The sequence below is a fragment of the Streptomyces boetiae genome (assembly GCF_031845405.1).
GTDB classification, from domain to species: domain Bacteria; phylum Actinomycetota; class Actinomycetes; order Streptomycetales; family Streptomycetaceae; genus Streptomyces; species Streptomyces boetiae.
In genome coordinates, this window is sequence record NZ_JAVREN010000007.1 from 59,713 (window position 1) to 83,433 (window position 23,721).

Annotated in this window: 19 protein-coding genes and 1 pseudogene; 15 read left to right on the top strand and 5 right to left on the bottom strand. The window is 73.2% G+C overall.

The genetic code is table 11. The annotated features are described in order from the left end of the window. The first annotated feature begins 101 nt into the window (after positions 1–101). From RM780_RS06820 to RM780_RS06840, 5 genes are all read left to right on the top strand, one after another. A complete protein-coding gene (locus RM780_RS06820; protein WP_311629611.1) occupies positions 102–1,259 on the top strand; it encodes a branched-chain amino acid ABC transporter substrate-binding protein in 1,158 nt (385 codons plus the stop codon). A 105-nt stretch (positions 1,260–1,364) separates the two neighbouring features. Beyond that, positions 1,365–2,288, top strand: a complete 924-nt coding sequence (locus RM780_RS06825) for a branched-chain amino acid ABC transporter permease (protein ID WP_311629612.1) — start codon at positions 1,365–1,367, stop codon at positions 2,286–2,288. Next, positions 2,285–3,736, top strand: a complete 1,452-nt coding sequence (locus RM780_RS06830; RefSeq protein ID WP_311629613.1) for a branched-chain amino acid ABC transporter permease — start codon at positions 2,285–2,287, stop codon at positions 3,734–3,736. The genes RM780_RS06825 and RM780_RS06830 overlap by 4 nt, the downstream gene beginning before the upstream one ends. Then, entirely contained in the window at positions 3,733–4,638 is a 906-nt protein-coding gene (locus RM780_RS06835; RefSeq protein WP_311629614.1) for an ABC transporter ATP-binding protein, read from the top strand. The genes RM780_RS06830 and RM780_RS06835 overlap by 4 nt, the downstream gene beginning before the upstream one ends. A gap of 28 nt (positions 4,639–4,666) precedes the next feature. Then, positions 4,667–5,437 carry an ABC transporter ATP-binding protein gene (locus RM780_RS06840; protein WP_311629725.1) on the top strand — a complete coding sequence of 257 codons (771 nt, stop codon included), beginning with the start codon at positions 4,667–4,669 and terminating at the stop codon, positions 5,435–5,437. 31 nt (positions 5,438–5,468) lie between these two features. On the opposite strand, the gene RM780_RS06845 is transcribed toward RM780_RS06840, so the two are convergent. Both RM780_RS06845 and RM780_RS06850 read right to left on the bottom strand, forming a co-directional pair. Beyond that, the gene (locus tag RM780_RS06845; RefSeq protein ID WP_311629615.1) at positions 5,469–5,996 is read right to left on the bottom strand and encodes a PaaI family thioesterase; all 528 of its coding nucleotides are present in this window, start codon (positions 5,994–5,996) and stop codon (positions 5,469–5,471) included. Positions 5,997–6,020: 24 nt separating this feature from the next. Beyond that, entirely contained in the window at positions 6,021–8,303 is a 2,283-nt protein-coding gene (locus tag RM780_RS06850) for an FdhF/YdeP family oxidoreductase (protein ID WP_311629616.1), read from the bottom strand. Positions 8,304–8,501: 198 nt separating this feature from the next. Here RM780_RS06850 and polA point away from each other — a divergent pair, with 198 nt between their 5' ends. The 6 genes from polA to RM780_RS06880 all read left to right on the top strand — a co-directional run bounded on the left by polA (position 8,502) and on the right by RM780_RS06880 (position 16,933). Beyond that, complete coding sequence (polA, locus tag RM780_RS06855) at positions 8,502–11,219, top strand: DNA polymerase I (RefSeq protein WP_311629726.1); 2,718 nt, start codon at positions 8,502–8,504, stop codon at positions 11,217–11,219. A gap of 249 nt (positions 11,220–11,468) precedes the next feature. Continuing rightward, on the top strand, positions 11,469–12,788 hold the full coding sequence (locus RM780_RS06860; protein ID WP_394812909.1) for a lytic murein transglycosylase: 1,320 nt from the start codon (positions 11,469–11,471) through the stop codon (positions 12,786–12,788). 415 nt (positions 12,789–13,203) lie between these two features. After that, a complete protein-coding gene (rpsA, locus tag RM780_RS06865; RefSeq protein ID WP_311629618.1) occupies positions 13,204–14,712 on the top strand; it encodes a 30S ribosomal protein S1 in 1,509 nt (502 codons plus the stop codon). Positions 14,713–14,903: 191 nt separating this feature from the next. Further along, positions 14,904–15,860, top strand: a complete 957-nt coding sequence (locus tag RM780_RS06870) for a proteasome assembly chaperone family protein (RefSeq protein ID WP_311629619.1) — start codon at positions 14,904–14,906, stop codon at positions 15,858–15,860. A 9-nt stretch (positions 15,861–15,869) separates the two neighbouring features. Next, complete coding sequence (gene coaE / locus RM780_RS06875) at positions 15,870–16,469, top strand: dephospho-CoA kinase (RefSeq protein ID WP_311629620.1); 600 nt, start codon at positions 15,870–15,872, stop codon at positions 16,467–16,469. Positions 16,470–16,714: 245 nt separating this feature from the next. Continuing rightward, positions 16,715–16,933, top strand: coding sequence for a hypothetical protein (locus RM780_RS06880; protein ID WP_311629621.1), 219 nt, complete (start codon positions 16,715–16,717; stop codon positions 16,931–16,933). Positions 16,934–17,051: 118 nt separating this feature from the next. On the opposite strand, the gene RM780_RS06885 is transcribed toward RM780_RS06880, so the two are convergent. Both RM780_RS06885 and RM780_RS06890 read right to left on the bottom strand, forming a co-directional pair. Beyond that, entirely contained in the window at positions 17,052–18,638 is a 1,587-nt protein-coding gene (locus RM780_RS06885) for a hypothetical protein (RefSeq protein WP_311629622.1), read from the bottom strand. 203 nt (positions 18,639–18,841) lie between these two features. Further along, the gene (locus RM780_RS06890; RefSeq protein WP_311629623.1) at positions 18,842–20,128 is read right to left on the bottom strand and encodes an FUSC family protein; all 1,287 of its coding nucleotides are present in this window, start codon (positions 20,126–20,128) and stop codon (positions 18,842–18,844) included. 481 nt (positions 20,129–20,609) lie between these two features. Here RM780_RS06890 and RM780_RS06895 point away from each other — a divergent pair, with 481 nt between their 5' ends. Then, positions 20,610–21,059: a MarR family winged helix-turn-helix transcriptional regulator gene (locus RM780_RS06895; RefSeq protein WP_311629624.1), complete on the top strand. Its 450-nt coding sequence runs from the start codon at positions 20,610–20,612 to the stop codon at positions 21,057–21,059. 208 nt (positions 21,060–21,267) lie between these two features. Next, entirely contained in the window at positions 21,268–21,660 is a 393-nt protein-coding gene (locus RM780_RS06900) for an Atu4866 domain-containing protein (protein ID WP_311629625.1), read from the top strand. Between the two features lie 118 nt (positions 21,661–21,778). Here the strand turns inward: RM780_RS06900 and RM780_RS06905 are convergent, their stop codons facing one another. After that, a complete protein-coding gene (locus tag RM780_RS06905; protein WP_311629626.1) occupies positions 21,779–22,390 on the bottom strand; it encodes a ScbR family autoregulator-binding transcription factor in 612 nt (203 codons plus the stop codon). 153 nt (positions 22,391–22,543) lie between these two features. Between RM780_RS06905 and RM780_RS27810 the strand changes: the two are divergent. Further along, a pseudogene (locus tag RM780_RS27810) lies at positions 22,544–22,837 on the top strand (TetR family transcriptional regulator); the annotation flags it as partial. A gap of 150 nt (positions 22,838–22,987) precedes the next feature. Beyond that, the gene (locus tag RM780_RS06910; RefSeq protein ID WP_311629627.1) at positions 22,988–23,308 is read left to right on the top strand and encodes a hypothetical protein; all 321 of its coding nucleotides are present in this window, start codon (positions 22,988–22,990) and stop codon (positions 23,306–23,308) included. The last annotated feature ends 413 nt before the right edge of the window (positions 23,309–23,721 follow it).

Sequence of the window (23,721 nt, forward strand, 5' to 3'; positions counted from 1 at the left end):
GCGTGGCAATAGATTCCGCTGCACGCCGCACCGGTGCGCCCTGCGTGACGGGCAGCCCTGCGGTTCCACATGATCTGGGCCCGTTCCAGGGGGTTTTCGAAGTGCGCAAAACATCGGTCGTAAGACTCGCGATACCCATCGCCATCGGCGCTCTCGTGCTCAGCGGGTGCGGTGGCGGCGGCGACAGCGGGACGACCTACAAGATCGCTTATCAGGGGCCGCTCTCCGGCAGCAATCCCGCGCTCGGCGAGAACATGCAGCAGGGCATTCAGCTGGCCATCGAGGAGGCCAACGAGAGCGGGGACTACGACTTCGAGATCGAGTACCTGGCGGCGGACGACGAGGGCGAGGAGGGCGCAGCCCCGGCCGCGGCCCAGATCGCCATCGGGGACCCCGACGTGATGGCCGTCATCGGCCCGGCGTTCTCCGGCCCCTCCAACGCCTCCCTCCCGCTCTACGGCGAGGCCGGCCTGGCCGCCGTCACCACCTCCGCCACGCTCCCGGCGCTGACCGAGGACGAGGAGCACTCCTCCTTCCTGCGGGCCGTCCCCGACGACAACGCCCAGGGCCCGGCGATGGCGCAGTTCCTGGCCGCCCAGGACGGCGTGGAGAACGTGATGGTGATCGACGACGTCACCGCCTACGGCGAGGGCCTGGCCGAGGTGGTCGTCTCCTCGCTGGAGGAGGAGGGCCTGACGGTCCAGCGCGAGAGCGTCCCGCAGAGCGAGCAGGACTACTCCGGGGCGGCCCGCACGGTGGTGCGGTCCGGCGTCGACGCTTTGGTCTACGCGGGTTACTACCAGGATCTGGGTCCCTTCGCCTCCCAGCTGGCCGACGCCGGCTTCGACGGGATCGGCGTCTCGGGCGACGGCTCCAACGACGACGAGTTCATCAACCTGGCCGGGGACGCCTCCGAGGGCTGGTACCTGACCTGCCCGTGCACCAGCGCCACGGACGACGAGGCCACCACCGAGTTCGCCGAGCGCTACGAGGAGGCGTACGGCGAGGCGCCGGGCACCTACTCGGCCGAGTCCTACGACGTGGCCAACATGATCATCGAGACGATCGCCTCCCTCCAGGACGACGTCAACCGCGAGAGCGTCCTGGAGGCCCTGACCGGCGCGCAGTTCGAGGGGCTGACCAAGACCTTCTCCTTCGACGAGAACGGGGAGCTGGCCGAGCAGGTCATCTACCTCTACCAGGTGGACGGCGGGCAGCGCGGCTACCTCGGCCCGGTCGAGGAGCTGGTGGGCGGCTGAGCCCGGCCGCGGGCCGGCGGGCGGGACGTGGGGCGCGACCCGCCCCGCCCCCGCCGGCCCGCCGCCCGGACCAGCCGCTCGATTCCCACGAGGAAGTCTTCGTCCATGTCCCTTTCCGATATCTGGGACGTACTTGTCCTGGGTGTGGTGATCGGCTCGTTGTACGCCGTCATCGCCATTGGCTACACACTTGTCTACGGTGTCCTGCAACTCCTGAACTTCGCGCACAGCGAGGTCTTCATGGCCGGCGGATTCGGCGGGCTCATCGCGCTCACGCTGATAGATCCCGTGGCCTCTCCCACCGCGTTCCAGTCCGTCCTTTATGTCGCCGGCGGCATTGCCGGCGGCGCGGCCCTGGGCGGCGCGGTCGCATTCGCGCTGGAGAAGGCCGCCTATCTCCCGTTGCGGAGACGGCACGCGCCACGGCTGGTCTTTCTCATCACGGCCATCGGCGCGTCCTTCTTTCTGTACAACTTCGCGGGCAAGCTCTTCGGCCGCGACCCGGTGGCCATGCCGGAGATGTACGACAACCACGAGGTGTTCACGCTGCTGGGCGCGCCGCTGAACGTGACCCAGCTGCTCATCGTGGCCTCGGGCATCGTGATGCTTCTGGTGGTCGATCACATCGTCAACCGCACCAAAATGGGCGCGGGAATCCGCGCGGTGGCCCAGGACCCCGAGGTCGCCTCGCTGATGGGCGTGAACATCGACAAGGTCGTCTCCCGGACGTTCGTCCTGGGCGGCCTGTTGGGCGGCGTCGCCGGCTTCCTCTTCGGCACCAACCTCCAGGTGGAGTTCACCATGGGCTTCCTGCCCGGCATCACCGCCTTCGCCGCCGCCGTGCTCGGCGGCATCGGCAACGTCCGCGGCGCGATGCTCGGCGGCCTGACCCTGGGTGTGGTCGAGTCCTTCACCGTGGAGATCTGGGGCGGGCCCTGGCGGTACGTCGGGGCGTTCGCCGTCCTGGTGCTGGTGCTGATGTTCCGCCCGACGGGCATTCTCGGCGAGCGTGTGGGGAGGACGGCGTGAGCGCGACGACGGTGGAACGGAAGAGGCCCTCGGCTGCCCGGCTGCGGCGGCGCGTCTGGTACCGGGAGCCGCGGGTGCGGCGCCTGTTCGTGCTGCTGGCCACGGCCGTGGTGCTGGCCAACGTCACCGGCGCCCAGGGCGTTCGCGGCGACCTCTTCGCCGCGCTGGAGGAGAACACCACCTCCGGAACCCTCGGGGTCTGGCTGAGCCTGGCCGTCGCGGTCTGGCTGGTGCGCGAGTTCGGGCACGACGCCATCGGCCGCGTGACCGGGCGGGTGCGCCAGGAGGTGGCCCGGCCCCACAGCGGCCCGGCCGACCTGCTGCCCGCCGGCGAGCGCGGCGCGCTGAAGGCCGCCACCTGGCTGCCGGTGGTCCTCATCAGGACCGTGCGGCTGGTGACGGACCTGCTGCGCCGCGTCGCCTGGCTGCGCTGGAGCGCGCTGGGCGGGCTGCTGGCCTACCTCATCGCCCTGCCCCTGCTGGTCTCGGCGTTCTGGCAGACCGTCCTGGTCGACCAGATCGGCATGTTCGTGCTCGTCGCCATCGGCCTGAACGTCGTCGTCGGCTGGGCGGGCATGCTCGACCTGGGCTTCATCGCCTTCTTCGCGATCGGCGCCTACAGCGCGGCGTACTGGACCGGCGGGCTGCCGACCGCGCCCCCGGTGGAGCTGAACAACTTCCTGGTGATCCCCATCGCCGTGGTCACCTGCCTGATCGCCGGCGTGCTGCTGGGCGCGCCCACGCTGCGGCTGCGCGGCGACTACCTGGCCATCGTGACGCTCGGCTTCCACGAGATCGTCTACCTGGTGGCGCAGAACTGGACCGGCTTCACCGGCGGCCCGCGCGGCGCGCAGCTCGACCGGTTCTCCGTGGACCTGGGCTTCTGGTCCTACGAGTGGGGTCTGGACCCGCGCCCCTACTACTGGCTGCAGCTCGGCTTCGTCGTCGTGGTCATCTTCCTCTTCCTGAGGCTGGAGCACTCCCGCGTCGGCCGGGCGTGGACGGCGATCCGGGAGGACGAGGTGGCCGCGGCGGCCACCGGCGTGGACACGGTCCGCTTCAAGCTGCTGGCGTTCGCCATCGGCGCCTCCACCTCCGGGATCGCCGGGGTGATCTACGCCAGCAAGCTCGGCTTCATCAACTCCGAGATGTTCGTGGTGCTGCTGTCCGTGCTGGCCCTGTCCTACGTGGTATTCGGCGGCATGGGCTCCGTGCCCGGTGTGCTGCTGGGCGCCGCGCTCCTGGTGTGGCTGCCCGAGTACCTGCGCGACTCGGTCGACCCGCAGGACCGGTACATGTACCTGGGCGGGCTGCTGGTCCTGATGATGATCTACCGGCCGCAGGGCCTGCTGCCCTCGCGGCGCAGACAGCGCGAGCTGCGGATGGCGGAGCAGGGCACCGGCGGCGCCGACGCCCTCGGTGCGCAGCCGGGAGGTGCGGTGGCATGACGGCGGACGCGCTCACGAAGAACGCCCCCGGCGCGGGCGCCCCGGCCACGCCCGTGCTGGAGGCGACCGGGGTCACCCTGCGTTTCGGCGGCCTGACCTGCCTGGACGACGTGCGGCTGCGGATGTCCCGCGGCGAGATCCTGGCCGTCATCGGGCCCAACGGGGCGGGCAAGACCTCCCTGTTCAACTCCCTCACCGGCGCCTACGTCCCCCAGCGGGGCACCATCACCTTCCTGCCCCGGGGCGGCGGCGCGCACGAGCTGCGCGGTCGCAAGCCGCACCGGGTCAGCCGCCTCGGCGTGGCGCGGACGTTCCAGAACATCCGCCTCTTCGGCGCGCTGACGGTGCTGGAGAACGTCAAGATCGCCGTGGAGACGCGGCAGCGGACCGATCCGATCTCCATCATGCTGGGCCTGCCCAACGCCCGCCGCGACGAGCGGGAGAGCGACCGGCGGGCGCACGAGATGCTGCGGTTCGTCGGCCTGGAGGGGCGGATCAACGAGCTGGCCTCCGCGCTCAGCTACGGCGAGCAGCGGCGCCTGGAGATCGCCCGCGCGCTGGCCACCGCCCCGGAGCTGCTGCTCCTGGACGAGCCGGCCGCCGGCACCAACCCGACCGAGAAGCGGGACCTGGAGACCCTGATCCGGCGCATCAACCGCGACCTGGGCGTCAGCGTGCTGCTCATCGAGCACGACATGCGGCTGGTGATGTCGGTCGCCGACCGGGTCGTGGTGCTCAACTTCGGCCGCGTCATCGCCGAGGGCGCGCCGGCCGAGGTGCAGCGGGACGCGGCGGTGATCGAGGCGTACCTGGGCGCCTCCGCCGAGGAGGACCGCGCCGCGGTCGCCGAGGTGACGGGCGAGGAGCCGATCGAGGAGCCGGGGCGGGACGGCGATGACTGAGGAAGGGACGGAGAGCGCCTTGGTGAGCGTGGGTCTGGACAAGGAGCCGGGCGCCGCCGCGGCCGGGACGGCGCAGGCGGGCCCCCCGCCGCTGCTGGAACTGCGCGAGCTGCACGTCTACTACGGGGTGATCGAGGCCCTCAAGGGCGTCAGCCTGGCCGTCGCCGAGGGCGAGGTCGTCGCGCTGCTGGGCGCCAACGGCGCGGGCAAGTCCACCACCCTCAAGGCCGCCTCCGGCATGCTGTCCCCCCGCACGGGTGAGGTCTGGCTGCGCGGCGAGCGGGTGGACGGCATCGCCTCGCACGACCTGGTGCGCCTGGGCATCGGGCACGTCCCCGAGGGGCGGCGCGTCTTCCCCCGGATGACGGTGCTGGAGAACCTGCGCATGGGCGCCTACCGCCTGCGGCGCCCCGACCCGGCCGACCTGGAGCGGGTGTTCACCCTCTTCCCGGTGCTGGCCGCCCGCCGCAAGCAGGTCGGCGGCACCCTCTCCGGCGGCGAGCAGCAGATGCTCGCCATCGGCAGGGCGCTGATGGGCAAGCCGGAGCTGCTGCTGCTGGACGAGCCCTCCATGGGCCTGGCCCCGCTGATCGTGCAGCAGATCTTCGAGATCCTGCGCGAGATCAACGCCCAGGGGACGACGCTGCTGCTGGTCGAGCAGAACGCCTCCCAGGCGCTCCAGCTCGCGGACCGGGGCTACGTCCTGGAGACCGGCGCGGTGGTCATGTCGGACGCGGCCCCGGCCCTGCTGTCCGACCCGCGGGTGCGGGCCGCCTACCTCGGTGAGGTCGCCGACTAAGCGGAGGAAGGGGGCGCCGGGCGAGAGGTGGTCACGGAGTGACGCCCGCGGCGGGCCCGGTGCCCTCCTGCGGCTGCTGCCCCTGCTGGGCGGCGGGCCGCAGGGCGCAGGTGAGGCGGGCGGTGCACACGCGCTTGCCCGCCTCGTCCGTGATCACCACCTCGAAGACCGCCGAGGTGCGCCCGGTGTGCGCCGGCGTGGCCACGCCCGTGACCGTGCCGGAGCGCACCGCCCGGTGGTGCGTGCAGTTCAGGTCCACGCCCATGGCGATCTTGTTGGGGCCGCCGTGCAGCATCGCCCCGATCGAGCCCAGCGTCTCGGCCAGCACGGCGGAGGCCCCGCCGTGCAGCAGGCCGTAGGGCTGGGTGTTGCCCTCCACGGGGAGGGTGCCCACGACTCGCTCGGGCGCGGCCTCCAGAATGGTCAGCCCCATGCGTTCGCCCAGCCGCCCCGCCGAGAACAGCGCGGGCAGGTCGACGCCGGAGGCGGCCCACTGCGCGACGACCTGGGCGGGGAAGCCGGAGAACCCGGAGGACGCTGTGCCGTTGTGCTCTGCCATGGGGCCGGTTCTATCAGGTCCCGCTCATCCGGCGGCGACGGGAGTGATCCGGATCACCACCGACTTGCTCGTGGGCGTGTTGCTGACGTCCGCGGTCGCGTCCAGCGGGACCAGGACGTTGGTCTCCGGGTAGTACGCCGCCGCGCAGCCGCGCGCGGTGGGGTAGTGGACCACCCGGAAGCCCGGCGCGACGCGCTCCGAGCCGTCCGTCCACTCGCTGGTGAGGTCGGCCAGCGCCCCGTCCGTCAGGCCCAGTTCGCGGGCGTCCTCGGGGTGGACCAGCACCACCCGGCGGCCCCCGGTGATGCCCCGGTAGCGGTCGTCCAGGCCGTAGACGGTGGTGTTGTACTGGTCGTGCGAACGCAGCGTCTGCAGCAGCAGCCGCCCCGGGGGGATCTCGGGGCGTTCCACCGGCGCGGCCGTGAACCGCGCCTTGCCCGTGGCGGTGGGGAAGCGCCGGCTGTCCCGGGGGGCGTGCGGCAGCGCGAACCCGCCGGGGTGCGCGACGCGTTCCTCGAAGTCCTCGAAGCCCGGCACCACCCGCGCGATCCGCTCCCGCACCGCCCGGTAGTCCGCCTCGAACTCCTCCCACGGTGTGGCGCTGCCCTCGCCCAGCGTCGCCCGCGCCAGGCGGCACACGATCGCCGGCTCGGACAGCAGCTCCTCGCTCGCCGGCCGCAGCCGCCCGCGTGAGGCGTGCACCATGCCCATGGAGTCCTCGACGGTCACGAACTGCTCGCCCGCCGCCTGCACGTCCCGCTCGGTGCGGCCCAGCGTCGGCAGGATCAGGGCGCGGGCGCCGGTGACGCAGTGCGAGCGGTTGAGCTTGGTGGAGACGTGCACGGTCAGCCGGGCGCGGCGCATGGCATTCTCCGTCACCTCGGTGTCCGGGCTCGCCGCCACGAAGTTCCCGCCCATCGCCAGGAAGACGTGGGCGCGCCCGTCGCGCAGCGCACGGATGGCGTTGACCACGTCCAGACCCTCCTCCCGCGGCGGCTCGAAGCCGAACTCCTCGCGCAGCGCGTCCAGCCACGCCTCCGTCGGCCGCTCGGTGACGCCCATCGTCCGGTCGCCCTGGACGTTGCTGTGGCCCCGGACCGGGCAGACCCCGGCGCCCGGGCGGCCGATGTTGCCGCGCAGCAGCAGGAAGTTGACGACCTCCCTGATCGTGGGCACGGAGTGCTTGTGCTGGGTCAGGCCCATCGCCCAGCACACGATCACGCTGCGGGAGGCGAGGACCATCTCGGCCGCCGCCTCGATCTCCTCCCGGCTCAGCCCGGTGGCCGCCAGTGTCTCCTCCCAGTCCGCCTCCCGCGCGGCGGCGGCGAACTCCTCGAAGCCGTCCGTGTGCTCCCGCACGAACTCCTCGTCCACCGCGCCGGGGCGCTCCAGGATCAGCCGGTTCAGCAGCCGGAAGAGGGCCTGGTCGCCGCCGATGCGGATCTGGAGGAAAAGGTCGGTCAGCGCGGTGCCGCGCCCGGCCAGGCCGCTGGGCCGCTGCGGGTTGTCGAAGCGCTCCAGGCCCGCCTCGGGCAGCGGGTTGACGCTGATGATCCGGGCGCCCGCCCGCTTGGCCTCCTCCAGCGCCGAGAGCATCCGGGGGTGGTTGGTGCCGGGGTTCTGGCCCGCGACGACGATCAGGTCCGCGCGGTGGAGGTCCTCGATCAGCACGCTGCCCTTGCCGATGCCGATCGTCTCGGTCAGCGCGGAGCCGGAGGACTCGTGGCACATGTTCGAGCAGTCCGGGAGGTTGTTCGTGCCGAACTCCCGGGCGAAGAGCTGGTAGAGGAACGCCGCCTCGTTGCTCGTGCGGCCCGAGGTGTAGAAGAGGGCCTGATCCGGGCTCTCCAGCGCCCGCAGCTCCCCCGCGATCAGTGCGAACGCCTCCTCCCACGCCACCGGTTCGTAGTGCGAGGCCCCCTCGGCCAGGTACATGGGGTGCGTGAGGCGGCCCTGCTGGCCCAGCCAGTACCCCGAGCGTCCGGCCAGCTCCGCCACGGAGTGCCGCGCGAAGAACTCCGGCGTCACCCGCCGCAGCGTGGCCTCCTCGGCGACGGCCTTGGCGCCGTTCTCGCAGAACTCGGCGGTGTGCGGCGAGGACGGCTCGGGCCAGGCGCAGCCCGGGCAGTCGAAGCCCGTGGGCTGGTTGACCCGCAGCAGGGTGAGGGCGGTGCGGCGCACGCCCATCTGCCTCCGGGCCATGCGCAGGCTGTGCCGGACGGCCGGAAGCCCGGCCGCGGCGTGCTTGGGGGGACCGACGGCGGGGGAGTCCTGGACGGGGTCTTCGGCAGGGGGTCTCGCGGGCATGCCGGGATCGTGCCACGGCCGTCGGGGAGTGTCACTGCTACGTGGCAGTATCGGGGCGTGGCTGAGAACGAGGCAGGCAGGGCCGGGACGAACACGGGGACAAGCGCCGCGACAAGCGCCGCGACGAGCGCCGGGGCGGACCCCGGGGAGACCGGGGCGGCCCCCGGTGCCGAGGACGTGCAGCGCACGGCCGGGGCGGTGGCGGAGGCCGCGGCCCGGCGCGAGGGCGAGCCCCCGCGCCTGCTGCTGCTGGACGGGCACTCGCTGGCGTACCGGGCGTTCTTCGCCCTCCCCGCGGAGAACTTCACCACCACCGTCGGCCAGCCCACCAATGCCATCTACGGCTTCACCTCCATGCTGGCCAACACGCTGCGCGACGAGGCGCCCACGCACCTGGCCGTCGCCTTCGACGTCTCCCGCACCACCTGGCGCTCCGAGCGGTACGCCGCGTACAAGGCCACGCGCTCGGCCACGCCCGACGAGTTCAAGGGCCAGGTCGAGCTGATCGGCGAGCTGCTGGACGCGATGGGCGTGCGGCGCTTCGCCGTCGCCGGGTACGAGGCGGACGACGTGATCGCCACCCTGGCCACCCGCGCCGCCGACGAGGGCTTCCAGGTCTCGATCGTCACCGGCGACCGGGACGCCTTCCAGCTCGTGGGCGACCGCGTCACCGTCCTCTACCCCACCAAGGGCGTCTCCGAGCTGACCCGCTTCACCCCGGAGAAGGTCCAGGAGAAGTACGGCCTGCCGCCCGCCAAGTACCCCGACTTCGCCGCCCTGCGCGGCGACCCCTCGGACAACCTCCCCGGTATCCCCGGCGTCGGCGAGAAGACCGCCGCGAAGTGGATCAACCAGTTCGGCTCCCTCGACGAGCTGGCCGAGCGCGCCGACGAGGTGAAGGGCAAGGCCGGGGAGAACCTCCGCGCCCACCTGGAGGCCGTCCGCCTCAACCGCGTCCTCACCGAGCTGGCCCGGGACGTGGACCTGGGCTGCGGCCCGGCCGACCTGCTGCGCCGCCCCTACGACACGGCCGCCGTCACCGTCCTGCTCGACACCCTGGAGTTCCGCAACGCCAGCCTGCGCGAGCGGCTGTTCGCCGTGGACCCCGGGGCCGACGACGGGACCGCCGCCGCGGCGGCCGGGGCCGCGGCCGGCCCCGAAGTGGACGGCACGCTGCTGGGGCCCGGGGCGCTGGGCCCCTGGCTGGCCGCCCACGGCGAGGGGCCGCTGGGCGTGGCCACCCTCGACGACTGGAAGCTGGGCTCCGGGTCCGTGCGCGCCGTGGCCCTGGCCTCGGCCGCGGGCCCGGCCGCCTGGTTCGACCCCGCCGCCCTGGGCGAGGAGGACGAGGGCGCTTTCGCCGCCTGGGCCGCCGACCCCGGCCGCCCCAAGGTCGTGCACCACGCCAAGGCCCTGATGCGCGTCCTCGCCGAGCACGGCTGGGAGCTCGCCGGCGCCGGCATGGACACCGCCCTGGCCGCCTATCTCGTTCAGCCCGGCCGCCGCTCCTTCGCGCTCGACGGCCTCAGCACCGAGTACCTGGGCCGCGAGCTCCAGCACGCCGCCGAGGGCGACGGCCAGCTCGCCCTGGGCACCGACGAGACCGCCGAGGCCGAGCTGCTGATGCTCCAGGCCCGCACCGTCCTGGACCTGGGCGAGCTGTTCCGCGCCCGGCTGGCCGAGGTCGGCGCCGACGGGCTGCTGGACGATCTGGAGCTGCCGGTCTCCGGGCTCCTGGCCCGCATGGAGCGCGCCGGAATCGCCGCCGACCGCGCCCATCTGGAGCGCCTGGAGCAGCAGTTCGCCGCCGCAGTCCAGCACGCCGTCGCCGAGGCCCACGCCTCCGTCGGCCACGAGTTCAACCTCGGCTCGCCCAAGCAGCTCCAGGAGGTCCTCTTCGGCGAGCTGGGCCTCCCGAAGACCAAGCGCACCAAGACCGGGTACACCACCGACGCCGACGCCCTGGCCTGGCTGGCCGCGCAGACCGAGCACGAGCTGCCGGTCATCATGCTGCGCCACCGCGAGCAGGCCCGGCTGCGCACCACCGTCGAGGGCCTGATCAAGACCATCGCCCCCGACGGGCGCATCCACACGACCTTCCAGCAGACCGTGGCCGCCACCGGCCGCCTCTCCTCCACCGACCCCAACCTCCAGAACATCCCCGTCCGCACCGACGAGGGCCGCGCCATCCGCCGCGGCTTCGTCGTCGGCGAGGGCTTCGAGGGCCTGCTGACGGCCGACTACAGCCAGATCGAGCTGCGCGTCATGGCCCACCTGTCCGAGGACGACGGGCTGATCGAGGCGTTCACCACCGGCGAGGACCTGCACGACACGGTCGCCTCCCAGGTCTTCGGCGTCGACCGCGACTCCGTGGACCCCGAGATGCGCCGCCGCATCAAGGCCATGAGCTACGGCCTGGCCTACGGCCTGTCCGCCTTCGGCCTCTCCCAGCAGCTGACCATCACCCCGGACGAGGCCCGGAAGCTGATGGACACCTATTTCGAACGCTTCGGCGGCGTCCGCGATTACCTGCACCGCGTGGTGGAGGAGGCCCGCGCCACGGGGTACACCGAGACGCTCCTGGGCCGCCGCCGCTACCTCCCCGACCTCACCAGCTCCAACCGCCAGCGCCGCGAGATGGCCGAGCGGATGGCGCTGAACGCCCCGATCCAGGGCACCGCGGCCGACATCGTGAAGATCGCGATGCTCCGCGTCGACCGGGCCCTGCGCGCCCGGGGCCTGGGCACCCGGATGCTGCTCCAGGTGCACGACGAGATCGTGCTGGAGGTCGCGCCGGGGGAGCGGGAGCCCGTGGAGGCCATCCTCCGCGCCGAGATGCCGGCGGCCGTGCAACTGCGCGCGCCCCTGGACGTGTCCATCGGCTGGGGCGACACCTGGGAGTCGGCCGCGCACTGACCCCCGGGCGGCGTGTGCCCGAGCTTGGGCCATGACTTCACTTCTTGTGCGCAGTGTGCTGTCCCAGCGTGCACAATCCACACATTGGTTGCCTCTGGGGCCCCAGTGCCTTCTGGTCCCGAACGGCGGTCTGTCGTACTGTCGTTCCGGTCAACGGCGACGCGACGGCAGATGGAGGGACGCCACGTGGCTTTGCGCACCCGGAGGATCCGCAGGGGAATCACGGGCTCGGCGGTCGCCGCGGCGGCCATGGCCGCGCTGACGGCCTCTCAGGCGCCCGAGGTGCTGGGCGGGCCGTCCCGCACGGAGCCCCCGCGGGTCGCGGCCGAGGACCCGGCCGCCGAGGACGACAAGGCACCCGCGCGGCCCGTCGAGCTGCCGTACCACACCGACCTGCCGCCGCTCGACGTCGCCGAGCCCGAGGAGGGGGGCGACGGCGCCGAGGAGGCCGGCCCGGTCATCACCGGCCCCGCCCAGGCCGGGATACCCGCCACCGTGCTGGACGCCTACCGCCGGGCCGCCGAATCCCTGGCCGAGGCCGCCCCCGGCTGCCACCTCGAGTGGGAGGTCCTGGCCGCCATCGGCCGGGTCGAGTCCGGCCACGCCCGCGGCGGCGCGGTGACCGCCGACGGCACCACCGTCCAGCCGATCCTGGGCCCCGTGCTCAACGGCACCGGCTTCGCGCACATCAGCGACACCGACGGCGGCGACTGGGACGGCGACACCACCTTCGACCGGGCCGTGGGCCCGATGCAGTTCATCCCCTCCACCTGGGCCCGCTGGGGCGCGGACGGCAACGGCGACGGCGCCGCCGACCCCAACAACGTCTACGACGCCGCCCTCGCCGCCGGCCACTACCTGTGCGCCTCCGGCCGCGACCTCTCCGTCCCCTCCGACCTGGACCGGGCGCTGCTGAGCTACAACCACTCCTGGGACTACGTCCGCACCGTCCGCGCCTGGCTCGACTTCTACCGCGGCGGCGCCCACGAGGTCCCGGACGGCGCGGGCACGCTCCCCACCACGCCCGGCGCGGGCAATCCCGAGGCCGTCGAGCCGGAGGAGACCGGGGCCCCGGCCCCCGGCCGGCGGGAGCGGCCCACCGAGTCCGCCGACACGGCCGAGCCCACGGAGCCGGCGGTGCCCTCCGAGTCCGGGGATTCGGGCACCGGCGAGCCGACGGACCCCGGCACGGGCGAGCCGACCGAGCCCGGGGAGCCCACGGAGCCCGGCGACCCCACCGACCCGGAGTGCCCCGTCGGCCCGGACCCCTCCGAGCCCTCTCCCTCTCCCTCTCCCTCTCCCTCTCCCTCGCCGGAGCCGGCCCCCACCCCCGAGCCCTCCCCGACGCCGGAGCCGGCCGAGCCCGGCGAGCCCACGGGCCCAGGCACGGGGGAGCCGGGAGAGCCGGGAGAGCCCACCGACCCCGCCTGCCCGGACCCCACCGGCCCCTCGGAGCCCGGCGAGCCGACGGACCCGGGCACAGCCGAGCCCACCGAGCCGGCCGAGCCGTCGCCGTCCCCCACCTCCGGCGCCACCGAGTCCGCCCCGCCTGCCCGTCGCGCGGAGTGACCGTCGCTCGCGCTCAGTGAGCCGTTCCCCCGTGCGGGCCGGCTGCCGTAAGCTGTCCGCTTCCCCTCCGCCCGCGCGCCGCGGGCGGAGGCGCGGGAGCCCGCCGCTCGACCGGCCTCCGGCCCCGCTGACCTGGGAAGTGCCAGATTTGGCCCGATAGGACCCCACGTGGGGCGAACCGCGCATTGACCCTGCCCCCCGGCGCCCGTATGCTATAAGACGCGCTGCGGGCCTGCGTGCCTCGGACGGAGCAGGCCGCTCGCACCTGTTGTATGTCCCCTCGGTTGTCGAGGCGCTTGACCGGTTCGCGGACCTTTTCGAGAGCGCTTCTCAGGCTGTCCGGCTTCGGCAGTGCGATAAGGGCCTCGGCGTAGCAGTGCCGACGACACATGTCCGTACCGGAGCCCTTTACCACATGACGAGCAGCACCGAGCCCACCGTGACCACCCCGCAGGTTGCGGTCAACGACATCGGTTCCGAGGAAGCCTTCCTCGCCGCGATCGACGAGACGATCAAGTATTTCAACGACGGCGACATCGTCGACGGCGTCATCGTGAAGGTCGACCGGGACGAGGTCCTGCTCGACATCGGTTACAAGACCGAAGGCGTCATCCCCTCGCGTGAGCTGTCGATCAAGCACGACGTCGACCCCAACGAGGTCGTGGCCGTCGGCGACGAGATCGAGGCGCTCGTCCTCCAGAAGGAGGACAAGGAGGGGCGCCTGATCCTCTCCAAGAAGCGCGCGCAGTACGAGCGGGCCTGGGGCACGATCGAGAAGATCAAGGACGAGGACGGCATCGTCACCGGCACCGTGATCGAGGTCGTCAAGGGCGGCCTGATCCTCGACATCGGGCTGCGCGGCTTCCTGCCGGCCTCCCTGGTCGAGATGCGCCGCGTGCGCGACCTCCAGCCCTACGTGGGCAAGGAGCTCGAGGCCAAGATCATCGAGCTGGACAAGAACCGCAACAACGTCGTCCTCTCCCGCCGCGCCTGGCTGGAGCAGACCCAGAGCGAGGTCCGCCAGACCTTCCTCACCACCCTCCAGAAGGGCCAGGTGCGCTCCGGCGTCGTCTCCTCCATCGTCAACTTCGGCGCCTTCGTGGACCTGGGCGGCGTGGACGGCCTGGTCCACGTCTCGGAGCTGTCCTGGAAGCACATCGACCACCCCTCCGAGGTCGTCGAGGTCGGCCAGGAGGTCACCGTCGAGGTGCTGGACGTCGACATGGACCGCGAGCGCGTCTCGCTGTCCCTGAAGGCGACCCAGGAAGACCCGTGGCAGCAGTTCGCCCGCACCCACCAGATCGGGCAGGTCGTGCCGGGCAAGGTCACCAAGCTGGTGCCCTTCGGCGCGTTCGTCCGGGTGGACGAGGGCATCGAGGGCCTGGTCCACATCTCCGAGCTGGCCGAGCGCCACGTGGAGATCCCCGAGCAGGTCGTCCAGGTCAACGACGAGATCTTCGTCAAGGTCATCGACATCGACCTGGAGCGCCGCCGGATCAGCCTCTCCCTCAAGCAGGCCAACGAGAACTTCGGCCCCGACCCGATGGCCGTCGAGTTCGACCCGACGCTCTACGGCATGGCCGCCTCGTACGACGACCAGGGCAACTACATCTACCCCGAGGGCTTCGACCCGGAGGCCAACGACTGGCTGCCCGGGTACGACAAGCAGCGGGAGGAGTGGGAGCGCCAGTATGCCGAGGCGCAGCAGCGCTTCGAGCAGCACCAGGCGCAGGTCATCAAGTCCCGCGAGGCGGACGCCCAGGCCGAGGCCGAGGCCTCCGGCGGTGGTGGTGGCGGCGGCGGTACCTCCGGCGGTGGCGGCGGCGGGTCGTACTCCTCGCCCCAGCCCGAGGACTCCGGCGCGCTGGCCTCCGACGAGGCCCTGGCCGCGCTCCGCGAGAAGCTGGCCGGCGGCCAGAGCTGAGCCGCCCGGCGGCCCCGCGCCGCCGCGGCACATCGCAACGAGGGCCCGCTCCGTCACCGACGGGGCGGGCCCTCCGCGTCGGTATGCGTACCGGCGCGGGCTTCCGGGAACGTGCCGGGGGGGGGGAATCACCTCGCGGCACGGTGCGTTGTCCTGTGCGTACGCGACACAGCGGAAGGGGTGCGGTGACGGTGCGAGATCCGCAGGAGTTGTACGCATGGGACCCCGAGGGCCTGGCCCGGGCCGACGAGGCAACGGGCGGTGAGCGGGGCGCCGGACCCGTCCTGATCTACCACTTCGAGGGCTTCATCGACGCCGGGGAGACGGGGGGCCAGCTCATCGAGGAGCTGCTCGACGGCCGCCCCGCGACCACGGTGGCCCGCTTCGACCACGACCGGCTGGTGGACTACCGCGCCCGCCGGCCCCTGATGACGTTCCGCCGCGACCGCTGGACCGCCTACGAGACGCCGGAGCTGACCCTGCGCCTCCTCCACGACGCCACGCACCAGCCCTTCCTCGTCCTCTCGGGCCCCGAGCCCGACGTGGAGTGGGAGTCCTTCGCGGCGGCGGTGCGCCAGATCGTGGAACGCCTGCGCGTGCGGCTGGCCGTGACGTTCCACGGCATCCCGATGGGCGTTCCGCACACCCGCCCCGTGGGCCTGACGCCGCACGGGAACCGCGCGGACCTCGTCCGCGGCCACCGCGGCGTCTTCGACGAGGCCCAGGTGCCCGGCAGCGCGGCGGCGCTCGTGGAGTACCGGCTGGCCGAGGCGGGTCACGACGTGGTGGGCGCGGCGGCGCACGTGCCGCACTACATCGCCCGCTCGCGTTACCCCGACGCCGCCCTGGTCGTGCTGGAGGCGGTCACGGCCGCCACCGGCCTGGTCCTGCCCGACGCGGCGCACGCGCTGCGCAGCCGCGCCCTGAAGACCCAGGACGAGATCGAGCGGGAGCTGGCCGAGGGGGACTCCGAGCTGGTCGCCGTCGTCCGCGGCCTGGAGCAGCAGTACGACGCCCTCGCCGGGGCCGCCTCCCGCGGCAGCCTGGTGGCCGAGCCCGCGGAGCTGCCCTCGGCCGAGGAGCTGGGCGAGGTCTTCGAACGCTTCCTGGCCGAACGCGAGGACGGGGGCGAGGGCCCCACCGGGTAGCCTGCGGGCATGCTCACTGTGGGACTCACCGGCGGCATCGGCGCCGGAAAGAGCGAGGCGGTCCGGCTGCTGGCCGCACACGGCGCCGTGATCGTGGACGCCGACCGCATCGCCCGCGAGGTCGTCGCCCCCGGCACTCCCGGACTCGCCGCCGTCGCCGCCGAGTTCGGGCCCGAGGTGCTGGCCCCGGACGGCTCGCTGGACCGCGAGCGCCTGGGCCGCATCGTCTTCGCCGACGAGGAGCGCCGGCGGGCGCTGAACGCCATCGTGCACCCCCTCGTCGGCCTGCGCTCCGCCGAACTGGCCGACGCCGCCCCGCCGGACGCCATCGTCGTCCACGACGTCCCGCTCCTCGCGGAGAATCACCTCCAGGAGGCGTACGAGGCCGTGATCGTCGTGGACGCCGCCGAGGAGACCCGCCTGGAGCGCCTGGTGCGCCTGCGCGGGATGACCGAGGAGGACGCCCGCGCGCGGATGGCCGCCCAGGCCGGCCGCGAGGAGCGCCTGAAGATCGCCGACCACGTCCTGGACAACAACGGCACCGTGGAGGACCTGGAACGCCAGGTGGAGGAGCTGTGGCGGGAACTGCGCTCCCGCGCCGGGCACTGACCCGGCCACGTGAGCGGCATGGAGCTGGAAGGCGCCGTCGCCGTGGTCTCCGCCGTCGCCGGGGGAGCCGCCTCCGAGGCCGGGCGCCACGCCTGGGGGGCGCCGCTCACCCTCGCCCGGCGGGCCGTCGGCCGCCCGGAGCCCGGCCCCGCGGCGGCAACGGACCCGGCGGGCGCCGGTCCGGACGGCGCGGAGCCCCCGGATCGGCCGCCGCCGCGACGCCCGAGGGGCCGGATCCGGACACGGTGGACCCCGCGGACCCGGAGGCCGTGCCGGCGCTGACGGGGCGGATCGCCGCCGCCGCCCGCGCCGACGAGGCGTTCGCCGCCGGGCTGCTGCGCTGGGCTGAGCTGCACCGCACCGCCGCCCCGGCGACCGTCGACGTCATCTCCGGGCAGGCGCAGGTCCGTACCGCGGTGCGGACCTGCACGGTCCTCGGTGGCATCCACCTCGGCGGCCTCTAGATCCTCCGCGCCTGCCGCCGCTCTCGACGCCCTCCCGCACGCCCCGGCGCGCGCACGCGCGCCCGAGCCGCTCCCGCCGTGCCCGATTCGCTGGTGCGAAGGGCGGGCTGCCGGGGCGTCAGACCTCGGGCAGGCCGGGGATGTCGGGGAGGGAGGGGCCCTCCCGGGTGACGAAGGAGCAGTAGGTGTAGACGAATTCCGTGCGCAGGTCGTCCGGCCTGGCCACGGGGGTGGTGTCGGCGCCGATCGAGCGGTGCAGGAAGTAGTAGCGGCCCGCGGGCAGGCGCAGCGTGAGGGAGGGGTAGTCCACACCGCTGTCGGAGCAGGCGCCGTCGCCGGGGTCGGAGGCGTAGGTCTCGCAGCCCTCGCAGGCCGCCAGGGTCCGGCTGCCGGTGTCGGGCCCGGTGTAGAGGATCTCCCGCTCGTAGGGCGAGTCGTTCAGGATACGCAGCGTCACGGGGCCGCCGCCCGCGTCGCCGTCGGGCGGCAGCTCCTCTCCGGCGGCGGGCAGCTCCTGCGCTATCCGGGCGGCGATGAGGATGTCGGCGGCGTGCTCGCCGCGGTCGTGCCCGGGGTGGTTGTCGACGAGGTCGCGCAGCAGCGTCTCGGCGTTGGCGTACTGCCCGTTGAGGAAGCCGAACCGGCCGCACTGGTACAGCCCCTCGGGCTCGGCCTCCCGGCCCTCGGCGGTCAGGGTGGCGAACTCCTCGCCCGGCAGCTCGGCCAGGAGCCGGTTCAGGGCGCGCAGGTCGTCCAGGCCCGGGCAGGGCGTTTCCCCGGAGAGGGCGTCGAGGGACGCCCGCTGCCGGGCGTCCAGCTCGGCGGGCAGGCCGGCGGCCTCGTCGGAGCCGGCGTGGTCGCCGAGGAGTTCGGTCAGCGGCTGGGCCGCCGAGGCGGGGTCGGAGGCGGCGATCCGCTGGAGGCCGCAGTCGTGCAGCGGGCCGGGCAGGTCGCCGGCGGCGCGTTCGGCCAGCCGCCGCGCCTCGGCGTCCTCCACCTCCCCCGGCAGGGACTGGAAGAAGCGCAAGGGGGAGAGGGCGGCGCAGCGGTCCCGCCCGGCCGTTTCCCCGCCCGGGGCGGTGGCGGCGGCGTAGAGGTCGTCCAGCCGCCCGCGGACGGTGCCGGCCGCCCGCGTGTCCGGGTGCTCGCGGCGGACGGCGACGTAGGCGTCGACGGCCGAGCGGTAGAGGTCCCGGGCCTCCCCGAAGGGGCGCGCGCCGGCGCGTTCCACCTCGGCGTCGGCCGCGGCGAGCCGGTCGCGCAGGTCGCTCTCCAGCGCCTCGCGGCGGGCGTTCTCGAAGAGCAGCACGCTCCCGGCGGGCAGCGACAGCAGGAGCACCCCGGCGGTCACCGGGAGCCAGGCCCGGGAGTGGCCGCCGAGCACCGGCGGCCGGCCCAGGCGCCATCCGTCCAGCGCGAAGAGGACCAGGGCGGCGGCGTAGAGCGCCGCCCACGGCCCGGGTATGCCGTCCGCGTCCGGGGGGAGCACCGCCAGGAGCAGCGTCCCGGTGGCCACCCAGCACAGGACGGCCCGGGAGCGGCGGCGCAGATAGAGGTAACCGGCGCCCAGGCCGCTGAGGTTGAGGAGGGCGGCCGTGGCGGCGGTGCGGGCGTCGCGGGGCCGGCCCGCGCTCGGCGGGTAGGCGGGCGGCGGCGGAGCGGAGGGCGGCGGCGGAGGAGGAGTGGGGGAGCCGGAGACGGACACGTCGGGCCTCCTGAACCGATGGGTGGCTGCGTCAGGACGGACGGTGACCGGGCGTCCCGCGGTTCCCGGCCCTGCCGTCCTGATGCGCCAACGGCCGGGCGCGGCGCGGAACTTGGTCACCGTACCGGCCGCCGGAGACTAGCGGGACCTCCCGGGACCGGGCCCGGCGCGGGCCGTTGCGCCCCTCACGCCCGGTGAGCGCCCTAGGGGCGGCGGCGGGCGCCCAGGCGGCGGGTGAGGCGGCGGGTGCGGTGGCGCAGCCCGCGCACGCGGCGGTGCACGGGGTCGGTGACGCGCTTGACCTGGGTGGCCACGCGGCCGGCGCTGGTCTCCTGGGAGACGCGGTCCAGCTCCTCGGCGAGGTGGACGGACCGCTTCTCGATGTCCAGTTCGTCCAGCATCCGGTCGATGTCGTTGAGGATCGAGCCGTGAAGCTGCCAGTGCCGCGGGTGTTCCTGGACGCGCTCCAGCAGGACCTTGGCGACGTGCTCGCGGCTGGTGCGGGCCGCGTCCAGCTCGACGGCCAGGAAGGACTCGGCCTCGTCGGCGGCGGCGCTGACCTGGCTGGTGATCAGCGTCGCGAAGCTGTCCACGGCGCCGGCGAGGTTGGTCATCACCTCGTGCAGCGCGGGGGCGACCTCCGGCGGGAAGAGCGGCTCGTCCTCGGCACGGCCCTCGGCCTGGCGGGCGGCCAGGTCGGTCATGCTGCGGGTGAGGGTGCGCATCAGCACCCCGCAGACCTCCAGGGTGTCCAGGCCGGTGCGCAGCACGATGCGGGTCAGCAGCGGCTCCTTGACGCGGGGGTTGAGGCGGGTGCTCTCCTCTGCCTGGTGGATGGAGGCGTCGACCTCGGCGATGTCGTGGTCCAGGCGCCTGGCCTCGTCGAGGCGGGCCGCGGCGCGCGGCAGCTGGGTGCGGTCCTCCTCGGCCTGCTCGCCCAGGTGGGTGAGGAGGCGGCGCATCCTGCGGGCCTGCGTCTCGATGTCGGCGCTGGCCGAGCCGACCCATACGGGCGGGACGAAGATGACGTTGATCAGCAGCCCCATGACGGCGCCGATCAGGGTCTCGGCGATGCGCTCCATCGCCGTCTCGGCCACCTGGGAGACGCCCAGGACGAGCATCCCGCTGATCGCCACCTCGGGGACGAACTCGTCCACCCGCGCGAGGTGGCCGATCACGAGCGTGGAGAGGATCAGCAGGCCCAGGGACCACCAGGTGAGCCCCATCAGGGTGCTGAAGCCCGCGGCGACCAGGACGCCGAGCACCACGGCCCCCACCCGGCGCGCGCCGGTGGTGAGCGTGGAGAAGAGGGTGACCTGCACGACCAGGAGGGCGGTGAGCGGGGCGAGCAGCGGCGCCGAGACGTTGGTCAGGTGGTCGGCGGCGACGTAGGAGACGGTGGCCGCCGCCGTGGACCTGAGGGTCTGGACGACGATCGGCCGGCGGGCGCGCCTGACCAGTGCGGTGAGGGTCGAGGGCACGTGGGCCACGCCCGTCCCCTTTCGTGCGGATCGGCTGATCGGGCAGGGATCTCGGGAGAAATGTACGAAAAGGATGACCTGTCGGGAGGGAACGGCGTGAATCCGGCGCTCTGCGCGTCCCCCTCGGGAAGGCGCCCGCCGGGGGCTCGCGTGCGCTGCGGAGCGTCAACGCCAGGGGTGGCGGCTCCCCGCTCCGGTTTGCGTTCGCACGCACCGCGGGCGGGCCGTACACGAGGCCGCGGCGGGGCCCGGAACCGGCCCGCGGGCCGGTGGCGCCGGGGCCGGAAGGGGTGAGAGGAGGTGAACTCCGGGGAAGGTAGACCGGAAGGGAGCGGTCCGGTTCCGCCCCGCCTCTTCCCCTGGCGGACACGGAACGTAAGCTTCCTGGTAGCCGCTCAGCCCGCGGCCGGTCCCCGCCGATTGCGGATTAAAGTATCTTGGGGAGTGCGGGATTGTAGCGGGGTCATATACGTGCAGTAGCGAGGTCAGCATGCCACTCCCTGTGAACCAGCGTATCGGTCACTACATCAAGAGGGTCGAGCAGCAGCTGGTTTCGTCGAAGCAGTCCGTACTGCGGCCGTTCAAGATCAACGTGCCGCAGTACACGGTGCTGCTCGTGCTGTCGCAGGAGGCCGGGCTCTCCGGCGCGGCGCTGGCGCGCCGGTGCATGGTCACCCCGCAGACCATGTCCTCGGTGCTGGCGACCCTGGAGGGCCGCGGGCTGGTCGAGCGGCGCAACCACCCGGTGCACAGCCACATCCTGGAGACCCGGCTCACCCGCGCCGGGCGGACGCTGCTCAACCGCGCCGACGAGGCCGTCACCGAGGTCGAGCAGCGGCTGACGGACGCCTTCGCGCCGGACGAGACCGAGCAGTTCCTGGCGCAGCTCGAGCGCTGCATGTCCGCTCTCGGCGGGGAGCCGAGCGCCGCCGCCGGGTGAGCGCCCGCGGCGGGCGTGCGGCGGGAGGACCCCCTGGCGCGGCCGGGGGGCTTTGCGTTGCCGGTGCCCGCCTGCTGCTTTCCGGGCTACTGGACGGTACATTTTCCGGACCGGACGCACCGCGTGCCGCCCAGGGGACCGGCGGCCCGGGGCTGCGCGCGCCCACCCGGTGTCATGTGCCGCACCAACAGAGCCCGGGAAGTGAATTGTGAGAGCTATAGCCCGTCTCGTCCCGATCATCGCGATGGTCGCGCTGGCCACCGTCGCGTGCAGCAGTGACGATTCCTCGGGCGGCGAGGAGGGGCAGGGGCAGGAGCTGCCGACGCCCGAGGGCACGCCGCCGCCCGTGGGGTCGGGCGATCCGGACCCCGAGCGCGCGGGCCGGTGGGTCACCGACGACGGCACGCTGGTGCTGGAGCTGACCGAGGACGGCCGGTACTCCGAGGACATGAACGGCCAGGAGGACGCCTTCCAGGGCGACTGGACGGTCGAGCGGGACTACATCTCCCTCGTCGACGACTCGGGTTACCAGGCCCTGGGGTGGTTCAGCGACGAGGACACGCTGCTGCTGGGCGAGACGCTGCTGGAGCGGGAGGACTGAGTCCCCCGCGGGTGTCCCCGCCGCGTCCCCCGCGGCCGGGCCGCCGGGGCCCGCGCGTTCCGTGCGCCCTCGGGGGGCCGCCCGCGGCGCGGGGTCGCGCGGGGGGCGGCGCGGCCCTTCAGCCGGCGTGCAGGGCCTGGAAGAGCAGGTCGCGGATCTCGCACCAGCGGGTGAAGAGGTCGGCCGGGCCGGAGCCGGTGGCCACCAGGTGCTGGATGCCCAGGAGCGCCGCCACGAGCGCGCGGGCCGCCGCCTCCGGGTCGACTCCCTCCCGCAGCTCGCCGTTGAACTTCGCGAGCGTCAGCAGGGCCGCCAGGAGCTTCGTCCACTCGGCGTGGGGCAGGGGCAGGCCGGGGATCGCCGGCCGCTCGAACTGGAGCTGCGCGACGGCCCGGGTGACCGGGTCGTTCTGCAGGGAGACGCAGGCCCGGTTCAGGATCTCCTCGGCGGTGTGCAGGGCGTCCAGCCCCTTGGCCTGCACCTCCCGGATCAGCGGTGGCAGGCTCGCGCTGTGGGCCGTGGCCAGGGCCAGGGCCAGCTCCTCCTTGGAGGAGAAGTGGAAGTAGACCGCCCCCTTGGTCATGCCGGTCCGGTCGGCCACGTCCTGGACCGAGGTGGCGTGGTACCCGTGCTGGGCGAACAACTCGCCCGCGGCGCGCAGGATCTCGGCGCGGGTGCGTACCGCCCGCTCCTGCTTGGGTCGTGCGCGGAGGCGCTGCTGAGTCGTCACGGGAGTGCTGACCTTCCGACGGGTATGCGAGTGGATCGGACGGGAGGCGACCGACAGGGGGGAAGTGACGGGCACTCAGCGGTCGTTGACGGTTCAATTCTGCGCCCACTGTGAGCCCGATGTGAATACTTCGTGCAACGCCTTATTCGAAATGTGTCATACCTGACCGCCCCCCTGGCGCCTGCCGCCCCACCCGCCCCGAAGTCGCGGGGGCGGTGCGGCGGCGATAACATTCCCGCTGGATGGTATGTAATTCCGAGCCCCGATCGTTCGGCGGGAACTGAAGCCCGCAGGCGGGAACGGGCCCGCCGCCCCCGGGCGTCGCTGCTGGAGGCCGCGGCCGAGGGGTTCATCCGGCATGGTTACGAGGGTGCCACGCGGGGCGGCGCCGCGGAGCGCGTGGGGATGTCAAAGGGTGCGCTCTGCGCGCACTTCGGGTCGAAAGAGGCGTTGGCAGCAGACCTCGTGCGCGGTTTTTCCGCGGGGGTGCGGGGGGTGGGATCGGCCTCCCGGGCGGCGGAGGAGCGGGGCTCCGCGTTCGGGGGACTGCGGCTGGCGACTACGCAGGGTGCCCACCGGCTCTCGGGGGATGTGCGGATGCGAGCGGCCCTGCGGCTGCTGATGGAGCGTGAGGGGGCATATGACGGGAACGTTGCGGGAGGGATGCGCGAAGGCGCACTTCTGGAGTCGATGCGCGCCGGCCTGCGCGGTATGGTGCGCCGGGCCCAGCGGGAGAAGTCGCTGGTCGCCTCCTGTCTGGCGGACCGCGTCGCGTGCCTGCCGATGGCCACCGCCTCCGGGGCGCCGGACCCGTGTGCGGGTCCGGCGGCGGATGCGGCCGAAAAGCATGTACCCGAGGCAGATGTGGAGCTTCTTCTGGGGCTGTTGCGCGCCGGTAACGAGCTGTCCCATCGGTAACATTCTTCCCATGTGACCGACGCCACAGGCGAGTTCTGGCCTCTCTGGCAAAAATCCCGGCAGGCGCCCTGCGAAAATCACTCATCCGGAAGGTATGTTTTTCAGGCGTGGAGAACCTGACCGCTCCACGCCAACCTTCTGCGGGGGAGGCACACAGAACATGTCGTTCTCGACACAGCCGGCGCCCAGTGCCAAGAGCCAGGAGGAGGTCTCACCCACTCACGTCCAGTCGATGCTCCGCGGTGTCAGACGGATTCCGTCCCTGTACCGGAAGTATCTGACGTGGTTGAACTCCAAGCGGCCCTTAGCGCTGCACAGCCTGCCGGTTCTTACGCAGGCCGAGCTGTCCGTCGCCACCAGTGAAGTGCTGCGCGCCGGAAGCCAGGAAGGCGGTTCCGTGATCTACGCGGGGG

Coding starts and splice junctions, on each gene's coding strand:
- RM780_RS06825 (WP_311629612.1), top strand. CDS start 1,365: ATGTCCCTTTCCGATATCTGGGACGTACTTGTCCTGGGTGTGGTGATC.
- RM780_RS06835 (WP_311629614.1), top strand. CDS start 3,733: ATGACGGCGGACGCGCTCACGAAGAACGCCCCCGGCGCGGGCGCCCCG.
- RM780_RS06845 (WP_311629615.1), bottom strand. CDS start 5,996: ATGGCAGAGCACAACGGCACAGCGTCCTCCGGGTTCTCCGGCTTCCCC.
- RM780_RS06850 (WP_311629616.1), bottom strand. CDS start 8,303: ATGCCCGCGAGACCCCCTGCCGAAGACCCCGTCCAGGACTCCCCCGCC.
- RM780_RS06860 (WP_394812909.1), top strand. CDS start 11,469: ATGGCCGCGCTGACGGCCTCTCAGGCGCCCGAGGTGCTGGGCGGGCCG.
- rpsA (WP_311629618.1), top strand. CDS start 13,204: ATGACGAGCAGCACCGAGCCCACCGTGACCACCCCGCAGGTTGCGGTC.
- coaE (WP_311629620.1), top strand. CDS start 15,870: ATGCTCACTGTGGGACTCACCGGCGGCATCGGCGCCGGAAAGAGCGAG.
- RM780_RS06895 (WP_311629624.1), top strand. CDS start 20,610: ATGCCACTCCCTGTGAACCAGCGTATCGGTCACTACATCAAGAGGGTC.
- RM780_RS06910 (WP_311629627.1), top strand. CDS start 22,988: ATGCGAGCGGCCCTGCGGCTGCTGATGGAGCGTGAGGGGGCATATGAC.